We start from the raw sequence: 18257 nt of genomic DNA, 5'->3' as shown, positions 1-18257 counted from the left end.
GTCACGGTCCTTTCTCGGGGGGAACCGGTTCCGTCGGTGCAGGAGCGGGCTTGTCCTTGGTGGTCTCGGCGGCGTTGGCCTGCTCGGAGCCCAACGGGGCGGCTCCACTGTCTCGCACTTCGTCCGCAGTCGGCGCGTTCATTCCGTGCTCGCGAGCGAACCGCAGACCTGCCAGCGTCGGCGCACCCGCACGTCCACCCGCGTGCACGGCGCCGAGCCGCTGGTCGGGGAAACCGGCGAGAATTCGCTCAGTCTCCTGGAACGTGCACAACGATGCACCACGGGTGGGAACCACCTCGGTGTCGGAGCGGAGCGAATCGACCAGTGCACGAGCGGATTCCGGTGTCTGATTGTCGAAGAACTCCCAGTTGACCATGACGACCGGCGCGTAGTCGCACGCCGCATTGCATTCGACGTGCGTGAGGGTCACGGCCGGATCGGCGGGGTCGACGTGTTCGCGCAGAGCGTCCATGATCGCGTCTCCGCCCATCACGGCACACAGAGTGTTGGTGCAGACGCCGACGAGGTAGTCGCCCGTCGGCTCGCGCCGATACATGGAGTAGAAACTCGACACGGCTGTGACTTCGGCACCCGTCAACCCGAGGTGCTCGGCGCAGAATTCGATTCCGGTGGGGGAAACATACCCGTCCTGGGACTGCACGAGGTGGAGCAACGGCAGCAGCGCCGACCGTGCCATCGCCGGGTTCGGCGCGTCCGGAGGCGAGTACCTCGCGATGATCGCCCTGGCGTCCTCGTCGAGGCGGACCCGGACATCGTCCGGGTACGGAGCCGGGCGGGTTCGGAGTCGAAGGTGGACCTTCTCGCTCATCGGTCGACACCGCCCATCACCGGATCGATGCTGGCGACGGCGGCGATGACGTCGGCAACCATCCCGCCCTCGCACGTCGCAGCCACGGCTTGGAGGTTGGTGAACGACGGATCCCGGTAGTGCACCCGGAACGGCCGAGTTCCGCCGTCGCTCACCATGTGCACGCCGAGCTCGCCGCGCGGCGACTCGACGGCAACGTAGACCTGCCCGGCCGGAACGCGGAACCCCTCGGTCACCAGCTTGAAATGGTGGATCAGCGATTCCATCGACGTGTTCATGATGTCCCGGACGTGGTCCGCGGAATTGCCCATTCCGTCGGACCCCACGGACAGGTCGGCCGGCCACGCGATCTTCTTGTCGTCGATCATGATCGGTCCCGGCCGGAGCCGATCGAGGCACTGTTCCACGATCTTCAACGACTCACGCATCTCCGCGACCCGAATGATGTAGCGGCCGTACGCGTCGCACCCGGTGTCGGTGCACACATCGAACTCGTAGTTCTCGTAACCGCAGTACGGCTGCGACACGCGTAGGTCGTGGGGCAGGCCGGTGGACCTGAGCATCGGTCCCGTGATCCCGAGCGCCATGCATCCGGTGAGGTCGAGATAACCGATACCCTTGGTTCGAGCCTTCCAGATCCTGTTGTCGTCCAACATGTTCGACATGTCGGTCAATCCGGACGGCAGTGTCTTCAGAAGGTCGCGTATCTTCTGGATCGCTCCCTCGGGCAAATCCTGCGCCAGACCACCGGGCCTGATGTACGCGTGGTTCATTCTGAGGCCGGTGATGGTTTCGAACACGTCGAGGATCTGTTCTCGTTCGCGGAATCCGAACAGCATCGCAGTCACGGCGCCGAGTTCCATCCCGCCTGTCGCCAGCGCGACGAGGTGCGACGAGATTCTGTTGAGTTCCATCAGCAGAACGCGAATCACGGTCGCGCGCTCGGGAATCTCGTCGGTGATGTCGAGGAGTTTCTCGACACCCAGACAATATGCAGCCTCGTTGAAGAAAGGGGACAGATAATCCATGCGCGTGACGAACGTGACGCCCTGGGTCCAGTTTCGGAACTCGAGGTTCTTCTCGATCCCGGTGTGCAGATAGCCGATCCCGCATCTGGCCTCAGTCACGGTCTCGGCTTCGATCTCCAGAATCAGACGCAGTACACCGTGCGTCGACGGGTGCTGCGGACCCATGTTGACGACGATCCGCTCCTCCGAGGACGTCGACGTGTCGGCGGCTGCCGCCACGATGTCGTCCCAGTCCTGCCCGGACACGGTGAAGGATTTCTCCGGAGGGGCCGACGTGTCGTGGCCTGCTGTGTCCGTCATCAGTTGTACTCCCGCCGTCGATCGGGTGGGGGAATGCTCGCGCCCTTGTACTCGACGGGAATCCCACCCAACGGATAGTCCTTGCGCTGGGGATGACCCACCCAGTCGTCGGGCATCTGAATGCGTGTCAGCGACGGGTGTCCGTCGAACTCGATGCCGAAGAAGTCGAACGTTTCGCGTTCGTGCCAGTCGTTCGTCGGGTAGATACCGACGAGGCTCGGGATGTGCGGATCCGATTCCGGCACCGACACTTCCAGACGAACACGACGGTTGTGGGTGATGGAGAGCAGGGGATAGCACGCGTGAAGTTCCCGGCCGGTGTTCTGTGGATAGTGAACGCCGTTGACGCCCAGGCACATCTCGAACCGTAGCTCGGGACCGTTTCGAAGCGTGCTCGCCACTGCGCGCAGGTGCTCGCGCCGGACGTGCAGGGTCAATTCACTGCGGAAGACTACGACGGATTCGACGGCGGCGTCGAACTCGACACCGAAGTCGTCTCGGAGTGCGGAGGCGAGTTCGTCTGCGACCGAGTCGAAGAATCCTCCGTACGGCCGCTCGGTGCTGCCCTGAACCAGCGGCGGTATCACGAGCCGCCCGTACCCTGAGGTGTCGCCCGTCCCGCGGACGCCGAACATCCCGCGCTTGTCCACCGTCATCGAAGCAGTCCCTTCAGCTCGATCGTCGGCCTGGAGTTCAATGCTGCTTCCTCGGCGGCACGCGCTACCGTCTCTCGGTCGACGCCCAGCGGCATCTCCTGAATTTTCTCGTGCAGTTTCAGGATCGCGTCGAGCAGCATCTCCGGCCGCGGCGGGCAGCCCGGCAGATAGATGTCGACCGGAACGACATGATCGACGCCCTGGACTATGGCGTAGTTGTTGAACATCCCGCCCGAGGATGCGCACACGCCCATTGCCAGAACCCATTTCGGCTCGGCCATCTGGTCGTAGATCTGCCGAAGAACCGGTGCCATCTTCTGGCTGACCCGTCCGGCGACGATCATCAGGTCGGCCTGCCGAGGGGATGCGCGGAACGCCTCCATGCCGAAACGTGCGATGTCGAACCGCCCTGAACTGGTGGCCATCATCTCGATCGCGCAGCACGCGAGTCCGAACGTCGCGGGCCACAGCGAGCCTTTGCGAACGTAGCCGGCGAGCCCCTCCACCGTGCTCAGCAGAAAGCCGCTCGGGAGCTTCTCTTCGAGACCCATGTCGGACCCTTCTTGTTGTTCGGCGCGCGATCGGCGGACTAATCCCAGCTCAAGCCGCCTCGACGCCATTCGTAGGCGTACGCGACGGCGGCGCTGACGATGAACATGCCCATTGCGAGAAGACCGAAGATGCCGAGCGCGTCGAAGTGAACAGCCCAGGGATAGAGGAAGACGATCTCGATGTCGAAGATGATGAACAGCATGGCCGTCAAGTAGAACTTGACGGGGTATCGGCCAGCTCCCATCGGCTGCGCGGTCGGCTCGATTCCGCATTCGTAGGCATCCAATTTGGCGCGGTTGTAGCGCTTGGGCCCGACAACTGCTGCGATGACGACGGACACGAGGGCGAAGGCGACTGCGACAGCGCCCAGGACCAGAATGGGGATGTACTCGTTCAACCTGTGTCGCCTCTCCGTGCCTGCCTTGTGAGCAAATGAGGAGTTCTGCCGACCAAGAGGTCCTTAGCCAACAGAAATTGTGAGCTGAAACACAGCCTACCGGTGCGATGCCCCGACTTGTCTCGGTTTTCGGCCAGTCGGATCGGCGTGTCGGTCGAAAAGTTGATCTTGCGCCGTCACGAGTCGGCGAAGGAAATCAGTTGTGACCGACAGATTTCGACGACGTGCGCAGTAAATCCGTCACTGCCCTCGTCAGAACGAACGGGTCGAGGGGTTGCGACACCGCAGCATCGGCGCCGGACCACTCGGCCAGCCACCTGTCGTCGGGGCGACCGGTGAGAACGACCAGCGGCGGGCAGTGTTCGATCTCGTCCCTCAGTTGTTTGGCGACACCCATCCCGCCGGCCGGCGCTGCCTCTCCGTCGAGGATCGCAAGGTCTATACCGCCTGCGTCGAGGTGATGCACCACCATGGGCTCGCTCGCGACCTCGAGGTATTCGACTTCCGGAAGCGATGGATCGGGGCGTCGTCCGATGGACGAGGTGACGTCGGCGCGCGTGTGCGCATTGCTGCTGTAGACGAGGATGCGCAGCGAGGCGGTCACGTGAGCGATGCTACGTCCGAACCATCGCCGTGGGTACGGTTCGGCAGAATTAGGTAAACCTTTGTCCGACAACGAGTCCGTAATCGTCTGTCAATCCTCGTGCGGCCTGATCCAGGCCAGGACGACGGGCTCGGACTGGCCGGGCCAGATGCCGGTCAGGGACGGGCCGGCTGCGGTCGATCGAGTGGTGTCGACGGCACGGACGAGGTCGATGCGCGTCGCCCCGGCGGTGATCGTCGTCGAGTCGTCGGAATCGATCGACGACACCGAGTCGAGGGCAGGTACCGGGGTGCCCGGGGTTCCGGTGCCGACGACTCGGGTGGTGACGGCCCGCTTCTCCGGCGGAGCCTCGTAGTCGTACTCCTCGTAGTCGTACACCAGGGCGGCCTCGGTTCCACCGGTCAGGATCGCAGTTACCAGCGCGGTCACGTACACCGGATCGGCCACACCGTCGTACGCCCATCTCGTTCCGAGGACCGAGTGCTCCATCGTCGTCACGAGGGCGTCGTCGGACCCGGGCCACGGTGCGCCGCGGTACGTGAGCGGGACCTGCAGTACTCGGCCGCCGGTCGAGATCAAGAATGTCTCGATCCCGACGGCACCGGCGGGATCGTCGAATCTGTACGCGCCGAGGATGTCGACATCCGTGCTGCTCGTCCAAGGACGCGACGGTAGCCAGGCGCGGAGAGCGTCGCGCTTGCTCGGCGTCAACTCTGCGGCGTGAATGATGGCCATGACGTGCACGCTACCTGCATGCCTGCGTTCCATTCAGTATCGATGTGTAACGGTTCGAGTCGTTGGACTGATTAACCATGCAACTCCGGAGCGCGGTGCCGCAGACCCCCGACTCGGCACCGCACCGGAGCCCTGAACCCCGGACGAGCTGCGAGGAAGCCCATGCACGATCATGTGACAGCCCAGTTTCCGCACGGCGACGGGCCCAGCGAGGACGTGTTGAACGAGTTCGGAGTCAGTCGTCAGGCATTCGTCGGCCGACTGCGCGAAATTCTCCTCCGTAATCCTCCCGCGGCACTCGACGACGTCGACGTCGCACGGGTGCTCGCAGCCTGCTCCTGACGGCACTGGCACACGAAGACCCCTCGCGGGCTTACGGTTGATCACGAGTCATCCGGTCAGCGAGAAGGAGTCCGACGTGCCCACCTCCGGAAACGAAGCACTCGACACAGCGAATCTGCGCCCGTCGTTGTGGATCGACGGACGATGGACGGAGTCGTCCGACGGAGGCACCCGGGAGATCGTCGATCCGTCGAACGGAAGCGTTGTCGTCGTCGTCGACGAAGCGACGCCCGCGGACGCGCGAGACGCTGTCACGGCGGCGCGTCGAACCTTCGACGACGGCGCCTGGCCGGCAACGGCTGTCTCCGAGCGGGCAGCGCTGCTGAGTACGATCGCGGATCTCCTGCAACGGGACAAGGAGCAACTCGCGCACCTGGAAACCGTCGACACCGGTAAAACGTTGGCCGAGAGCCGAATCGACATCGACGACGTGACATCGGTGTTCCGGTACTACGCGGAACTCGCGGCGGTGCACAGCGACCGGCTCGTCGACGTCGGACGGCCCGAAATTCTCAGCCGCGTCGTGCACGAGCCGATCGGTGTGTGCGTCATGATCGCGCCGTGGAACTATCCGCTTCTGCAGATCTCCTGGAAGATCGCACCGGCGCTGGCGGCCGGGTGCACGATGGTGCTCAAGCCCAGCGAAGTGACCCCGCTCAGCACCATCGCGTTCGCCAAACTGGTCGAAGAGGCAGGGGTGCCTGCGGGTGTGGTCAACCTCGTGCAGGGAAGCGGGGCCGTACTCGGTGAGGCGTTGACGACCGATCCGGACGTCGACTTCATCTCGTTCACCGGGGGACTGGCGACGGGCCGAACGATCCTGGCGGCGGCGGCCGCGAACGTGACCAAGGTTGCCGTCGAGCTGGGCGGAAAGAACCCGCACATCGTGTTCGCCGATGCACTCGTCGACGACGACGCGTTCGCGAACTCCGTGGATCATGTGTTGACCGGGGTGTTCCTGCACTCGGGGCAGGTGTGTTCTGCCGGGACCCGGCTGATCATCGAGGAGTCGGTAGCGGACCGATTCGTCGCTGCACTCGCCGAACGCGCGGGCCACATCACGATGGGATCGGGCCTGGACGAGAACTCCGAGACCGGACCGCTCGTGTCGGAGGCGCAGCTGAAGAAGATCGAGGGCTTCGTCGAACTGGGGATTTCCGAAGGTGCCGAGCTCGTCGTCGGCGGCAGACGGCCCGAGGATCCGCGCCTTGCTGCCGGCAGCTTCTTTCTGCCCACGGTGTTCGACAGATGCGATCGCTCGATGAAAATCGTGCAGGACGAGACGTTCGGGCCCATACTCACTGTTGAGCGTTTCACGACCGAGGAGGACGCGTTGCGTCTCGGCAACGACACGAACTACGGTCTCGCGGCGGGTGTCCGAACGTCGGACAGTGCGCGGGGCGAACGTATGGTGCGCGGATTGCGGCACGGAACGGTGTGGCTCAACGACTTCGGCATCTACACTGCTGCGGCCGAATGGGGCGGATTCAAACGATCCGGAAACGGTCGAGAACTGGGCCCGTCCGGTTTGTCCGAATATCAAGAAGCCAAGCATATCTGGCACAACACCTCGCCCACGGCGGCCGGGTGGTTCAGCACCCCCTGAGATTCCACGAGTTCTGCCGGACGAAAGGCAGTACGAGTATGACAGTCGATTCCGACAGCGGCATGGACGATTTCGGTTACAAGGAATCGCTCGATCGAAGTCTGGGAAAGTTCGCCAGCTTCGCCGCAGGTGTGAGCTACATATCGATTCTGACCGGCACGTTCCAGCTGTTCTACTTCGGGTTCGGTACGGCCGGGCCCGCCTACCTGTGGTCGTGGCCTGCAGTGTTCGTCGGGCAACTCTGCGTCGCACTGTGTTTCATGGAGCTCGCCGCCAAATATCCGGTCGCGGGATCGGTCTACAACTGGGCCAAGCTTCTGGGGCGGCGCATCGTGGGGTGGTCTGCGGGCTGGTTGATGCTGACGGCGTCGATCGTCACGCTGTCGGCCGTGGTTCTCGCGTTGCAACTGAATCTTCCGCGAATCTGGACCGGTTTCCAGATCATCGGCGACGGCAGCGGAGACAACGATTTCGCGACCAACGCAGTCCTGTTGGGCGCAATCATGATTGCGATCACCACGACCATCAACGCGCTGGGTGTCAAGTTGATGGCGATGATCAACAGTGCCGGTGTGTTCATCGAGTTGATCGCCGCAGTGCTGATCGCCGTCATTCTCGCGGCCAACATCACACGAGGCCCCGAGGTCTTCTTCTCCACCAACGGATACGGAGCAGGTGAGAGCGGCGGCTTCCTTGCCGCGTTCCTCGTCGCATCTCTTGCGTCCGGCTACGTCATGTACGGATTCGACACCGCGTCGTCGCTCGGCGAGGAAACCGTCGAGCCCAGACGGACGGCACCGAAGGCGATTCTGCGCGCCATTCTCGCGTCGTTCGTCATCGGCGGGGCGATTCTCGTGTTCGCGGTGATGGCAGCCCCCGACCTGGAGGATCCCTCGCTCGGCAGCCCCGAGGGAAGTCTTCAGTCGATAGTCGAATCGGTGATGTGGGGTCCCCTCGGCACGGTCTTCCTGATCTGCATCGTCGTCGCCGTCGTCGTCTGCTCACTGGCCGTCCACACCGCAGCGATCCGTCTGACGTTCGCCATGGCACGCGACAACGCATTGCCGTTCGGCGAGAGCCTGGCCAAGGTCAATCCGAAGACCCAGACTCCGGTCGTGCCTGCCGTGACGATCGGCGTGCTGGCCATCGCGATCCTCGTCGTCAACGTCGGTCAGCCGCAGATCTTCACGGTGCTGACGTCGATCGCGATCATCATGATCTACCTCGCGTATCTGATGGTGACCGGTCCGCTGCTCGTCAAGCGGTTCAAAGGAGAATGGCCACCGAAGGACCTGAAACCCGGCGGCTACTTCACGATGGGCAGAGCCGGCCTGATCGTCAATCTGGTCGCCGTCGTCTGGGGAGCAGGCATGGCCTTGAATCTGGCGTGGCCGCGCGTCGCGGTGTACGGCAGTCCCTGGTACAACACGTGGGGTGCGTTCGTCTACATCGGTGTGATTCTGGTGCTGGGTCTGGCCTGGTACGGAACGACGGGTCGTCGCCACATCGGTACGTTGAAGTCACATGCATCCACCGGTGAGGAGAGGAGTCCGTCGTGACGGACGCGGCATTCGATTACGTCATCGCCGGAGGCGGTACCGCAGGGTGTGTTCTCGCAGCGAGACTGAGCGAGGATCCGTCCGTGACCGTGTGCCTCGTCGAGGCTGGTCCGTCCGATGTGGGCGACGACAGCATTCTCGACCTGTCGCAGTGGATGCACCTGTTGGATTCCGGTTACGACTGGGACTATCCCGTCGAACCACAGGAGCGGGGCAACAGTTTCATGCGCCATGCCCGGGCGAAAGTGCTCGGAGGGTGTTCGTCGCACAACTCCTGCATCGCATTTCACCCGCCCGCGCAGACGCTGGACGACTGGGAAGCCGCGGGCGCAACGGGGTGGGGAGCGAAGGACGTGCTGCCGTTGGTGGCGCGAGTGGAGAACAACGACACCGGACGCGGTCACGACGGGCCCGTGCGCATCCGCGACATTCCTCCCGTGGATCCCTGCGGGACAGCGGTTCTGGAGTCCGCTGCCGAGGTCGGTCTGCCCACCGTGCAGTTCAACCGCGGTGACACCGTCATCGACGGTGCCGGGTGGTTTCAGATCAACGCAGGCGAGGACGGCACGCGCATGTCCACCTCACACGCGTATCTGCATCCGATTCTGGACTCACGCCCCAATCTCGAGGTTCGGACTCACAGCTGGATCAGCGAGATTCTGATCGACGACGCACTCACCGCAACCGGGATCCGCTGCCAACGACCTGATCTGACGGGGTACGACACGATCACCGCGCGCCGCGAAGTCATTGTCACAGCAGGCGCGATCGACACACCGAAACTGCTCATGTTGTCCGGCATCGGACCCGCGGATCATCTGCGCTCCATGGGAATCGATGTGCGAGTCGACTCGCCCGGTGTCGGTGAAAATCTCGACGACCACGTCGAAGGCCTCGTCTTCTGGGAAGCGTCACGGCCCATGGTGACGACGTCCTCGCAGTGGTGGGAAATCGGTATCTTCGCCGCGACCGAACCGAACCTCGACTACCCCGACGTCATGATGCACTACGGCAGCGTGCCGTTCGACATGAACACCCTCCGCTGGGGATACCCGACGACCGACAACGGATTCTGTCTGACTCCCAACGTGACTCAGGGCCGGTCGCGGGGCACGGTACGCCTACGGAGCCGTGACTTCCGGGACCGCGCGAAAGTGGACCCCCGATACTTCACCGACCCGGACGGACACGACGACGCAGTCATGCTCGCCGGCCTGAAGCTGGCGAGGAAGATCGCCGCGCGAGGGCCGCTGTCGTCCTGGATCGAACGTGAACTCGCTCCAGGACCCGACGCCGTGACCGACGACGACCTGCTCGAGTACGTGCACAAGACACACAACACCGTCTATCACCCGGCGGGCACCGCACGGATGGGGTCCGCCGCAGACGTCACGGCGGTGCTCGACCCGGAATTGAGGGTCAAGGGCGTACGCAACCTGCGTGTGGTGGATGCATCGGCGATGCCCAAGTTGCCCTCGGTCAACCCGAACATCACCGTCATGACCATGGCAGAGAAATGCGCGGACCTGATCCGTGGACGACACAGCTGACTTCCTCGCCCGCTACCCTCCGTTCCGGACCGCGACGCCCGGAGAATTGGGCGCGCTGAGCGCCGAGGCCCGGAGCGTCGAGTACCCCACCGGGGCAATCATTCTCGACGTCGACATGCGCGACGTCGATTCGGTGTGGGTGGTCCGACGCGGTCGGGTCGTCATTCTGCAGCCGGACGACACGGCGCTCACGGCCGTTCCCGTCGACACGGTCGACGTCGGCGGTGTGTTCGGGTTCTCGGCCATGTTGACCGGATCGACGTTCGGCTTCGTCGCTCGTACGACGGAACCGAGCGTCGTCGTCCAGCTGCCCGGGACGCTCATGCGCCCGCTGTTCTCCGAACCCGCGGGCCTGGCGTTCCTTGCCGAGGCGGTGACCACCGCCACTGCGGCTGTGGCTGGTCCGACCGACCGAACCACACGCAGAACCGTCGGCGACCTGGTGTCCGGTCCAGCGATCGTCGTCGATGCGGACACCACGGTTCGCGACGCAGTGCGGGCCATGACCGAACGCGGGGCATCGTGCGTACTGGTGCAGCTGGGCCGTGGCCGCTACGGGATCTTCACCGACCGCGATCTCCGCATCCGAGTCGTCGCCGCCGACATCGGCGTCGACACACCGATCTGCGCCGTCATGACCGCACCTGCCGAGACCGTCACCGCCGACCGATTGGCTGCCACCGTGCTGGTGGACATGCTGGATCGAGGTCTGCGGCACATGCCGGTGCTGTCGGGGCGAGGCGAGATGATCGGCGTCATCGAGGACTCCGAACTGCATGCGGCGTCGACCCGGCGGAGCTTCGTGCTGCGACGATCGGTTGCGCTTGCCACGACCACGGGCGAGCTGATCGACGCTGCTCGGAGAATTCCCGGTCTCGCGATCGACCTGTTCCGTGGTGGGACGGAACCGACTGCGGTGAGCGCCATCCTCTCGGTCGTCCTGGACAGCGTCGTCCGACGCGCGCTCGAGCTCGAGCGGGGAACAGACCCCGAAGTTCCGCGGTCCGACGTCGCATGGTTGACGCTCGGCAGCGTCGCACGTCGGGAAGCGATGCCGTCCTCGGACGTGGACAGCGCCCTGTCCTGGTCCGATCTACTGCCCGATCCGTCGGGCGGAGGGCGAACCCGGGACACCGCGCTGATGGACCTCGCTGCGCGAGTGCATCTGACCCTTGCCGCATGCGGTCTACCGGCCGACTCGAACGGTGCAGTGGCGAGCTCGCCGAGGTTTGCGAGATCGGCGACCCAATGGCAATCCGCGGCGGGACACTGGCTGAGCAACCCCTTCGGTGACCGGGGCAATCCGTCGTCGGATTCGGGCCTGATCATGTCGTCTCTACTCGTCGACGGGCGAGTGGTGTGGGGAAATCCCGAACTGCACACGGTGCCCGACGTGTACCGCACGATGGCCGCGGATCATCCCGACGCGCTTCGACTTCAACTGCGCGACGCACTGGCCGGGCGTGCCCGGCTTCGATCGCTGCGTGACGTACTGGCACGACGAGGCGGCACGTTCGATCTCAAGGCTCACGCGATCACGCCGATCGTCAACCTTGCGCGGTGGGGCGGCCTGTCCGTCGGGCTGGCCTCCGCGTCCACCCCGGCGAGACTGGCGGCGGCGTCGGGAAACGGGTTTCTGGCCGATCGCGACGTCGACATTCTGACCGAGGTGTTCACTCTGTTGCAGCGCCTGCGGCTGGGACATCAGATCGAACAGCTCGAAGCAGGCCTTGCGCCGGGAGACGTACTCGTCATGGGAGAGCTCTCCGCGATCGAACGTAGTGTGCTCGGAGACGGCGTCCGCGAGATCGCAGCGGTTCAGCGACGTGTGGGATATCTCGCGAGCAACGTCGGCGTGCGTCCGTGACGTCGAGATAGCAGACTGGGCGCGTGACCGACGACGCTGACACACCTTCGACCGCCGAACACTCACGCCTTGCCGAATCGCCCGGTGTGTCGGGCCCGTGGCGCCAGTGGGGTCCCTACCTGGCGGGACGACAGTGGGGGACGGTGCGCGAGGACTACTCGGCCGACGGCGATGCGTGGCAGTCGTTCCCCTTCGACCAGGCGCACGCCCGGGCCTACCGCTGGGGCGAGGACGGATTGGGCGGAATCAGCGACCGCTTCGGCTTTCTCAACTTCGCCTTCGCATTGTGGAACCGCAAGGACCCGATTCTCAAGGAGCGGCTGTTCGGGCTGACCAACGGCGAGGGGAACCACGGCGAGGACGCCAAGGAGTACTGGTGGGTCGTCGACGGCACTCCGACCCATAGTTGGATGCAGTGGCTCTACCGTTACCCGCACGCGGAATATCCGTACCGGCAGTTGCGTGAGGAGAGCGCGGCGCGCGGGCGAGACGAACGCGAATACGAACTGTCCGACACCGGAATTCTGGACGGCAACCGCTTTTTCGACGTCCAGGTGACCTACGCCAAGGCGTCGCCGGACGACATGTGCATCGTCATCTCGATCACCAATCACGGACCGGACGCGGCGTCGGTCGACTTGCTTCCCCATCTGTGGCTACGCAACACCTGGGCGTGGGGCCGCGACGACAGGGCCGGGATGCTCCGGGCCGTCGAAGCGCCGGAACTGCAGGTCGGTGGGGTGACTGCCGTCGAGGCCGAGCACGGATTCCTCGGCAAGTACTATCTGAGCGCCGAGGGCCACCCCGAAGTCCTGTTCTGCGACAACGAAACCAACGCGGCCGAACTGTGGGGTCAGGAGAACCGCTCCGCGTTCAGCAAGGACGGAATCGGCCGACGTGTCGTCGGTGGTGACGTGGAGGCGGTCAACCCGGAGAAGTCCGGCACGAAGTCGGCGTTCTGGTTCTCGTTCGACGACATCGCATCCGGTGCGACGGTGGAGGTCAAGCTCCGACTCTCGACGAGGATTCCCGACGAGCAGACATTCGGACGCGGATTCGACGCCGTCGTGGCGGACCGACGTGCCGAGGCGGACGAGTTCTACTCCACCGTCATCGGACCCGAACTCGACGAGCAGGATCGGCACGTGGCGAGACGCGCCTACGCGGGCCTGCTGTGGACCAAGCAGCTCTACCGCTACGACGTCGAACAATGGCTCGAAGGCGACCGGGTGGGCGAGCCTGCACCGGAATCGCGTCGGGGTCCCGGTGGTCGCAACACTCATTGGCGTCACCTTGCTCTCGCCGACGTCATCTCGATGCCCGACGAGTGGGAGTATCCGTGGTTCGCCGCGTGGGACCTTGCGTTCCACACGATTCCGCTCGCGCACGTCGACCCGGATTTCGCGAAGGAACAACTCGTGCTCATGTGCCGCGAGTGGTCCATGCATCCCAACGGCCAACTGCCCGCCTACGAATGGGAGTTCGGTGACGTCAACCCGCCGGTACATGCATGGGCAGCGTGGCACGTCTATCGGATCGACGGTTACCGGGACCGTGAGTTCCTGGTTCGCGTGTTCACCAAGTTGCTGCTGAACTTCGCCTGGTGGGTCAACCGCAAGGACTCCGAGGGATCGAACATCTTCGAGGGCGGGTTTCTCGGGATGGACAACATCGGGTTGTTCAATCGATCCGCACCTCTTCCGCCGGGGTTCCGGCTCGAGCAATCCGATGCCACCAGTTGGATGGCGTTCTACTGCCAGCAGATGTTCAAGATCGCGTTGGAGCTCGCGCGGCACGACAGTGCCTGGGACGACGTGGCGACCAAGTTCTTCGCGCACTTCCTGTCGATTGCGAAAGCTGTGAAATCGTTCGGATCGCAGCATATTTCGCTGTGGCACGAGGAAGACGGATTCTTCTACGACGTCCTCGTTCCGCCCGAGGGTGACGCTGTCCCGCTGCGCGTGAGATCGATGGTGGGCCTTTTGCCGATCCTGGGGGCGACGGAGATTCCGTCGTGGGTGGAGGACGAGTGCCCGGACCTGACGGCGCGGCTCCGGTGGGTGCAGCGACGCAGGCCGGAGATGATCAGTCCTCTGCTCGCACGCAAGGACGGAGACGAAGTACGGGTGCTGCTCTCGCTCGTCGAACCGGAGCGTCTCAAGCGTGTGCTGGCCAGAATGTTCGATTCCGAGGAGTTCCTGTCGCGGTTCGGCATACGTTCACTGTCTGCTTCCTACCGCGACGGAGTCACGTACGAGATCGACGGCCGGAGCCTGTCGATCGAGTACGAGCCGGGGGAGTCCCGCACCGGGATGTTCGGCGGCAACTCGAACTGGCGCGGGCCCATCTGGTTCCCGGTCAACGTCCTGCTGGCCGACAAGTTGCGGGCGTACGGACGGCACTACGGCGACTCCTTCACCATCGAGATTCCCACCGGGTCGGGGAACCACTGCACCCTGACCGACGCCGCGGATCTCATCGACAACGGTCTGGCTGCTCTGTTCCGGCCCGTCGACGGGAAACGACCGGCCGACGGGGATCGCATCGAGTCCAGTGACGACCCTCTGTGGAGTGTGCACCCGACGTTCAACGAGTATTTCGACGGCGACACCGGGGAGGGGCTCGGAGCGTCCCACCAGACCGGCTGGACCGGATTGGTCGCGCACCTGCTGCGGCCCCGCCTTCCCCTGTGAGTACTCGAGTAGGGCAGGGCGCGCATTTCCGCTCACCTAGAGTGTGGGAATGAAGATCCGCGGCGCAGTTCTCGAGGAAATCGGACGACCACGGCCATTCGCCGAGTCGAAGCCCATCTCCATCTCCGAGCTGGATCTGGCTCCACCGGGTCCGGGGGAAGTGCTCGTGCGGATCGAAGCAGCCGGGCTCTGCCACTCGGACCTGTCCGTCGTCGACGGCAACCGAGTTCGCCCGGTACCGATGCTGCTCGGCCACGAGGCCGCGGGCCGAGTCGAGACCGTCGGGGACGGTGTCGACGATCTGCCCGTCGGGACCCGAGTGGTCATGACGTTTCTGCCGCGATGCGGAGATTGCGCAGGATGTCTGACCGACGGCCAGATGCCCTGCATCCCGGGCAGTGCCGCCAACAACGCCGGCACCCTGCTGGGCGGTGGAGCCAGGTTGGACCGAGCCGGGTCGGAGGTGAAACACCACCTCGGCGTCTCCGGCTTCGCGACCCACGCCGTCGTCAGTCGCAAGTCCGTCGTCGCTGTCGACGACGACATCCCGGCCGATGTCGCGGCAGTGCTCGGCTGCGCGGTACTCACCGGAGGAGGGGCGGTGCTCAACGCCGGCCGACCGCGGCCGGGGCAATCGGTGATGGTGATCGGGCTCGGCGGCGTCGGAATGGCCTCGATCCTGACCGCCGTGTCGGTGGGGGCAGGTGAGGTGATCGGCGTCGACGGTGTGCCGGACAAACTGGCCGTTGCCCGTGAGCTCGGTGCAACACAGACGTTCTCGCCCGCAGAGCGAGAAGAACGCGGCGTCAAGGCCGACATCGTGATCGAGGCGGCCGGCAACGCGCGTGCATTCGAAGCCGCGGTAGCGGCGACGGCTCCCGGCGGTACGACGGTCACCGTCGGGCTACCCGCGCCCGACGCCCGGTCGTCGATCTCCCCGTTGGTTCTCGTCGCCGAAGCACGCACGATCATCGGCAGTTACCTGGGCTCGGCGGTGCCGTCGCGGGACATCCCGCTCTACGCCCAGATGTGGCGCGAGGGACGGCTTCCGGTGGAGAAGCTCATCAGCTCACGGATCGGGCTGGCCGACGTCAATCGCGGAATGGACGAGTTGGCCGACGGCAAAGCCATCCGTCAGGTGATCACGTTCTGAACGGCGGTTGCCACCCACCGGCCGCCTCGACGGTCGATCTCGATGGGGTGATCGAAGCACGCGCTGATGTTGGCCGTGGTGATCACCTCGTCGACGGCCCCGCTCGCCGTGATCCGACCGTCCCGGATGAGGACGGCATGCGTCGTCGACGTCGGGATCTCCTCCAGATGGTGCGTCACCAGAATGCTTGCGAGCGAGGGGTGTTGGCGTCGCAGACTGTCGACCGCGGTCAGAAGCTGTTCGCGTGCAGCGAGGTCGAGTCCGGTGGCGGGTTCGTCGAGCAGTAACAGCGCGGGGTCGGCCAGTAGTGCGCGTGCGATGAGTGCGCGTCCCCGCTCGCCTTGAGAGAGCGTGTACCACGGTGACGAGGATCGGTTCTCGACGCCGAGGGACTCGATCAGGCCTTGTGCGCGCGACATCTCGCCGTCCGACGGCGACCATCGGGGGATCAGATCCGGAGTGTTCGTCAGCCCGGTGAGCACGGCCTGTATCAGTGTCAGTGACGGTTCCATGTTCAGACGCGGGTCGACGTGGCCTATGTGCGTGCGGAGTTCGCGCATGTCCACCCGACCCAGCCGATGCCCGAGGACGTGCACGGTGCCGTTCGTGGGATGAACGAACGCCCCGAGAAGGCTCAACAACGTACTTTTACCTGCGCCGTTCGCGCCGAGCAATACCCAGTGCTCGCCTTCGGCGATGCTGACGGACGCATCGCACAGCAGGAAGCGACCGTTTCGAACCAGGTCGACGTGATCCGCTCGGAGAACGGCACCGGTTTCGTCACTCACCTTCTGGACGCTAGCGCCGTCGGTCGGACCCGGTGTGATCGGCCCCCGGCGTGTGATGTTTGACTCACCCAAGTCAGTGGAAAGTTGTACTGGTTGCCACCGAACAAGGGATCTCGATGACTCTCGCGATACTCGAACGATCACGCATCGTTGCCACCCCGGAATGGAGCCGATGGCTCATCCCACCCGCAGCACTGTCGATCCATCTGGCGATCGGATCCGCATACGCGTGGAGCGTCTTCAAGAACGCCATCTCCGCACCCACCGCCATGGATCTCAGCGGCACGGTCACGGCCATACCGTTCCAGCTCGCCATCGTCATGCTCGGTCTGTCCGCAGCCGTGTTCGGGACCAGGGTGGAGAAGAACGGGCCCCGCTGGGCGATGACCGTGTCCCTGATCTTCTTCGTGAGCGGACTGTTGCTGTCCGCCTTGGGAATGAGCCTCGACCAGTTCTGGCTGGTGATCTTCGGGTACGGGTTCGTCGGTGGCATCGGACTCGGCATCGGGTACATCTCGCCGGTCTCGACGCTGATCAAATGGTTCCCGGACCGGCCAGGGATGGCGACGGGTATCGCGATCATGGGCTTCGGTGGCGGTGCCCTCATCGCGTCACCGTTGACCACCCAGTTGCTTTCGGGCTTCGGTGGTTTCACCGATGCGTCGATCGCACAGACGTTCCTGGTGCTGGCCGTCGGCTACGCCGTGTTCATGGCGCTGGGGGTCGTCCTGATCAGAGTGCCGGCCGACGACTGGAAACCCGCAGGCTGGAACCCCTCGGCGTCGTCTCCGTTGGTCGCGACTCACAACGTGTCGGCGGCGAACGCGGTCAAAACGCCTCAGTTCTGGCTTCTGTGGATCGTGCTGTGTTTCAACGTGACCGCGGGAATCGGCATTCTGGAGCGCGCGTCGGGGATCTACCAGGACTTCTTTCCCGACGCCACCTCCCCGGAATCACTCGCGGCTGCTGCAGCCGGTTTCGTGGCCTTCCTGTCGCTGACCAACATGATCGGACGGTTCGTGTGGTCGTCCGTGTCCGATCTGGTCGGCCGCAAGAACATCTACCGCCTCTACCTCGGCGTCGGTGCGCTGCTGTATCTCTACATCGCACTGTTCACCAACTCCAACAAGGTCCTGTTTCTCGTCTCGGCGCTGCTCATTCTGTCCTTCTACGGCGCGGGATTCGCGACGATGCCCGCGTATCTGAAAGACATGTTCGGCACCTACCAGGTCGGCGCCATCCACGGTCGATTGCTGACGGCATGGTCGGTCGCAGGTGTCCTCGGTCCGCTGATCGTCAACGCCATCGCCGACGCCGGAGAGGACGGTCAGGTCGGTCGCTACCTACCGGCGTTCTACGTGATGATCGCCCTGCTCGCCATCGGATTCGTCGCGAACGAACTGATCAAGCCCGTGAACTCGAAGTACCACGAACCGGAGGTCGACGCATGAACTCGACACGTCAGCACACCGTCATGATCGTGGCCTGGCTGTGGGTGACCGTGCCGTTCGTCTACGGGCTCTACGAGCTGATCCTCAAAGCCAAGAATCTCTTCGGCAGCTGAGTGGTCTGCGTTCGCAGGTCGTCAGTAGGCTTCA

Annotated in this window: 17 protein-coding genes; 9 read left to right on the top strand and 8 right to left on the bottom strand. The window is 64.3% G+C overall.

All coding sequences use genetic code 11. From position 1 onward, the window contains the following. Position 1 precedes the first annotated feature (1 nt). From nuoE to BH95_RS06495, 7 genes are all read right to left on the bottom strand, one after another. Positions 2–829 carry an NADH-quinone oxidoreductase subunit NuoE gene (nuoE, locus tag BH95_RS06525; protein ID WP_033189619.1) on the bottom strand — a complete coding sequence of 276 codons (828 nt, stop codon included), beginning with the start codon at positions 827–829 and terminating at the stop codon, positions 2–4. Continuing rightward, the gene (gene nuoD, locus BH95_RS06520; RefSeq protein ID WP_019664153.1) at positions 826–2157 is read right to left on the bottom strand and encodes an NADH dehydrogenase (quinone) subunit D; all 1332 of its coding nucleotides are present in this window, start codon (positions 2155–2157) and stop codon (positions 826–828) included. The genes nuoE and nuoD overlap by 4 nt, the downstream gene beginning before the upstream one ends. Next, on the bottom strand, positions 2157–2813 hold the full coding sequence (locus BH95_RS06515) for an NADH-quinone oxidoreductase subunit C (protein ID WP_033189620.1): 657 nt from the start codon (positions 2811–2813) through the stop codon (positions 2157–2159). Before BH95_RS06515 ends, nuoD begins: the two co-directional genes overlap by 1 nt. Then, complete coding sequence (locus tag BH95_RS06510) at positions 2810–3364, bottom strand: NuoB/complex I 20 kDa subunit family protein (protein WP_019664151.1); 555 nt, start codon at positions 3362–3364, stop codon at positions 2810–2812. The genes BH95_RS06515 and BH95_RS06510 overlap by 4 nt, the downstream gene beginning before the upstream one ends. 38 nt (positions 3365–3402) lie before the next feature. Further along, the gene (locus BH95_RS06505; protein WP_019664150.1) at positions 3403–3762 is read right to left on the bottom strand and encodes an NADH-quinone oxidoreductase subunit A; all 360 of its coding nucleotides are present in this window, start codon (positions 3760–3762) and stop codon (positions 3403–3405) included. Positions 3763–3958: 196 nt separating this feature from the next. Then, the gene (locus tag BH95_RS06500; protein ID WP_019664149.1) at positions 3959–4366 is read right to left on the bottom strand and encodes an Rv3143 family two-component system response regulator; all 408 of its coding nucleotides are present in this window, start codon (positions 4364–4366) and stop codon (positions 3959–3961) included. Between the two features lie 90 nt (positions 4367–4456). Next, positions 4457–5101 (bottom strand): CG0192-related protein, encoded by a 645-nt coding sequence (locus tag BH95_RS06495; protein WP_026347619.1) that lies wholly within the window; start codon positions 5099–5101, stop codon positions 4457–4459. Between the two features lie 162 nt (positions 5102–5263). Here BH95_RS06495 and BH95_RS06490 point away from each other — a divergent pair, with 162 nt between their 5' ends. The 7 genes from BH95_RS06490 to BH95_RS06460 all read left to right on the top strand — a co-directional run bounded on the left by BH95_RS06490 (position 5264) and on the right by BH95_RS06460 (position 15871). Continuing rightward, a complete protein-coding gene (locus tag BH95_RS06490) occupies positions 5264–5443 on the top strand; it encodes a hypothetical protein (RefSeq protein ID WP_019664147.1) in 180 nt (59 codons plus the stop codon). Positions 5444–5519: 76 nt separating this feature from the next. After that, positions 5520–7049 carry an aldehyde dehydrogenase family protein gene (locus tag BH95_RS06485; protein ID WP_051127718.1) on the top strand — a complete coding sequence of 510 codons (1530 nt, stop codon included), beginning with the start codon at positions 5520–5522 and terminating at the stop codon, positions 7047–7049. Positions 7050–7087: 38 nt separating this feature from the next. Continuing rightward, positions 7088–8608, top strand: coding sequence for an APC family permease (locus BH95_RS06480; protein ID WP_019664145.1), 1521 nt, complete (start codon positions 7088–7090; stop codon positions 8606–8608). After that, the gene (locus BH95_RS06475) at positions 8605–10158 is read left to right on the top strand and encodes a GMC family oxidoreductase (RefSeq protein ID WP_020110231.1); all 1554 of its coding nucleotides are present in this window, start codon (positions 8605–8607) and stop codon (positions 10156–10158) included. Before BH95_RS06480 ends, BH95_RS06475 begins: the two co-directional genes overlap by 4 nt. Continuing rightward, a complete protein-coding gene (locus BH95_RS06470; protein WP_037181422.1) occupies positions 10142–12025 on the top strand; it encodes a putative nucleotidyltransferase substrate binding domain-containing protein in 1884 nt (627 codons plus the stop codon). The genes BH95_RS06475 and BH95_RS06470 overlap by 17 nt, the downstream gene beginning before the upstream one ends. Positions 12026–12048: 23 nt before the next feature. Next, the gene (locus tag BH95_RS06465) at positions 12049–14718 is read left to right on the top strand and encodes an MGH1-like glycoside hydrolase domain-containing protein (RefSeq protein WP_037181419.1); all 2670 of its coding nucleotides are present in this window, start codon (positions 12049–12051) and stop codon (positions 14716–14718) included. 49 nt (positions 14719–14767) lie between these two features. Then, positions 14768–15871, top strand: coding sequence for an alcohol dehydrogenase catalytic domain-containing protein (locus BH95_RS06460; RefSeq protein ID WP_027498553.1), 1104 nt, complete (start codon positions 14768–14770; stop codon positions 15869–15871). On the opposite strand, the gene BH95_RS06455 is transcribed toward BH95_RS06460, so the two are convergent. Continuing rightward, entirely contained in the window at positions 15853–16659 is an 807-nt protein-coding gene (locus BH95_RS06455) for an ABC transporter ATP-binding protein (protein ID WP_037181417.1), read from the bottom strand. The two genes, BH95_RS06460 and BH95_RS06455, sit on opposite strands and share 19 nt — an antisense overlap. Before the next feature lie 116 nt (positions 16660–16775). On the opposite strand from BH95_RS06455, the gene BH95_RS06450 reads away from it, so the two are divergent. Continuing rightward, positions 16776–18110 (top strand): OFA family MFS transporter, encoded by a 1335-nt coding sequence (locus tag BH95_RS06450; RefSeq protein ID WP_019664139.1) that lies wholly within the window; start codon positions 16776–16778, stop codon positions 18108–18110. Then, complete coding sequence (locus BH95_RS30060; protein WP_019664138.1) at positions 18107–18223, top strand: MFS transporter small subunit; 117 nt, start codon at positions 18107–18109, stop codon at positions 18221–18223. Before BH95_RS06450 ends, BH95_RS30060 begins: the two co-directional genes overlap by 4 nt. Positions 18224–18257 lie beyond the last annotated feature (34 nt).

Source organism: Rhodococcoides fascians A44A (assembly GCF_000760735.1).
In the GTDB taxonomy this organism is placed as follows: Bacteria; Actinomycetota; Actinomycetes; order Mycobacteriales; family Mycobacteriaceae; genus Rhodococcoides; species Rhodococcoides fascians_E.
This window is presented reverse-complemented; position numbering and strand designations above follow the sequence as displayed.

Bases quoted from the DNA above. Each gene is read 5' to 3' on its own strand.
- nuoE (WP_033189619.1), bottom strand. From the start codon at position 829: ATGAGCGAGAAGGTCCACCTTCGACTCCGAACCCGCCCGGCTCCGTAC.
- nuoD (WP_019664153.1), bottom strand. From the start codon at position 2,157: ATGACGGACACAGCAGGCCACGACACGTCGGCCCCTCCGGAGAAATCC.
- BH95_RS06515 (WP_033189620.1), bottom strand. From the start codon at position 2,813: ATGACGGTGGACAAGCGCGGGATGTTCGGCGTCCGCGGGACGGGCGAC.
- BH95_RS06510 (WP_019664151.1), bottom strand. From the start codon at position 3,364: ATGGGTCTCGAAGAGAAGCTCCCGAGCGGCTTTCTGCTGAGCACGGTG.
- BH95_RS06495 (WP_026347619.1), bottom strand. From the start codon at position 5,101: ATGGCCATCATTCACGCCGCAGAGTTGACGCCGAGCAAGCGCGACGCT.
- BH95_RS06490 (WP_019664147.1), top strand. From the start codon at position 5,264: ATGCACGATCATGTGACAGCCCAGTTTCCGCACGGCGACGGGCCCAGC.
- BH95_RS06480 (WP_019664145.1), top strand. From the start codon at position 7,088: ATGACAGTCGATTCCGACAGCGGCATGGACGATTTCGGTTACAAGGAA.
- BH95_RS06460 (WP_027498553.1), top strand. From the start codon at position 14,768: ATGAAGATCCGCGGCGCAGTTCTCGAGGAAATCGGACGACCACGGCCA.
- BH95_RS06450 (WP_019664139.1), top strand. From the start codon at position 16,776: ATGACTCTCGCGATACTCGAACGATCACGCATCGTTGCCACCCCGGAA.
- BH95_RS30060 (WP_019664138.1), top strand. From the start codon at position 18,107: ATGAACTCGACACGTCAGCACACCGTCATGATCGTGGCCTGGCTGTGG.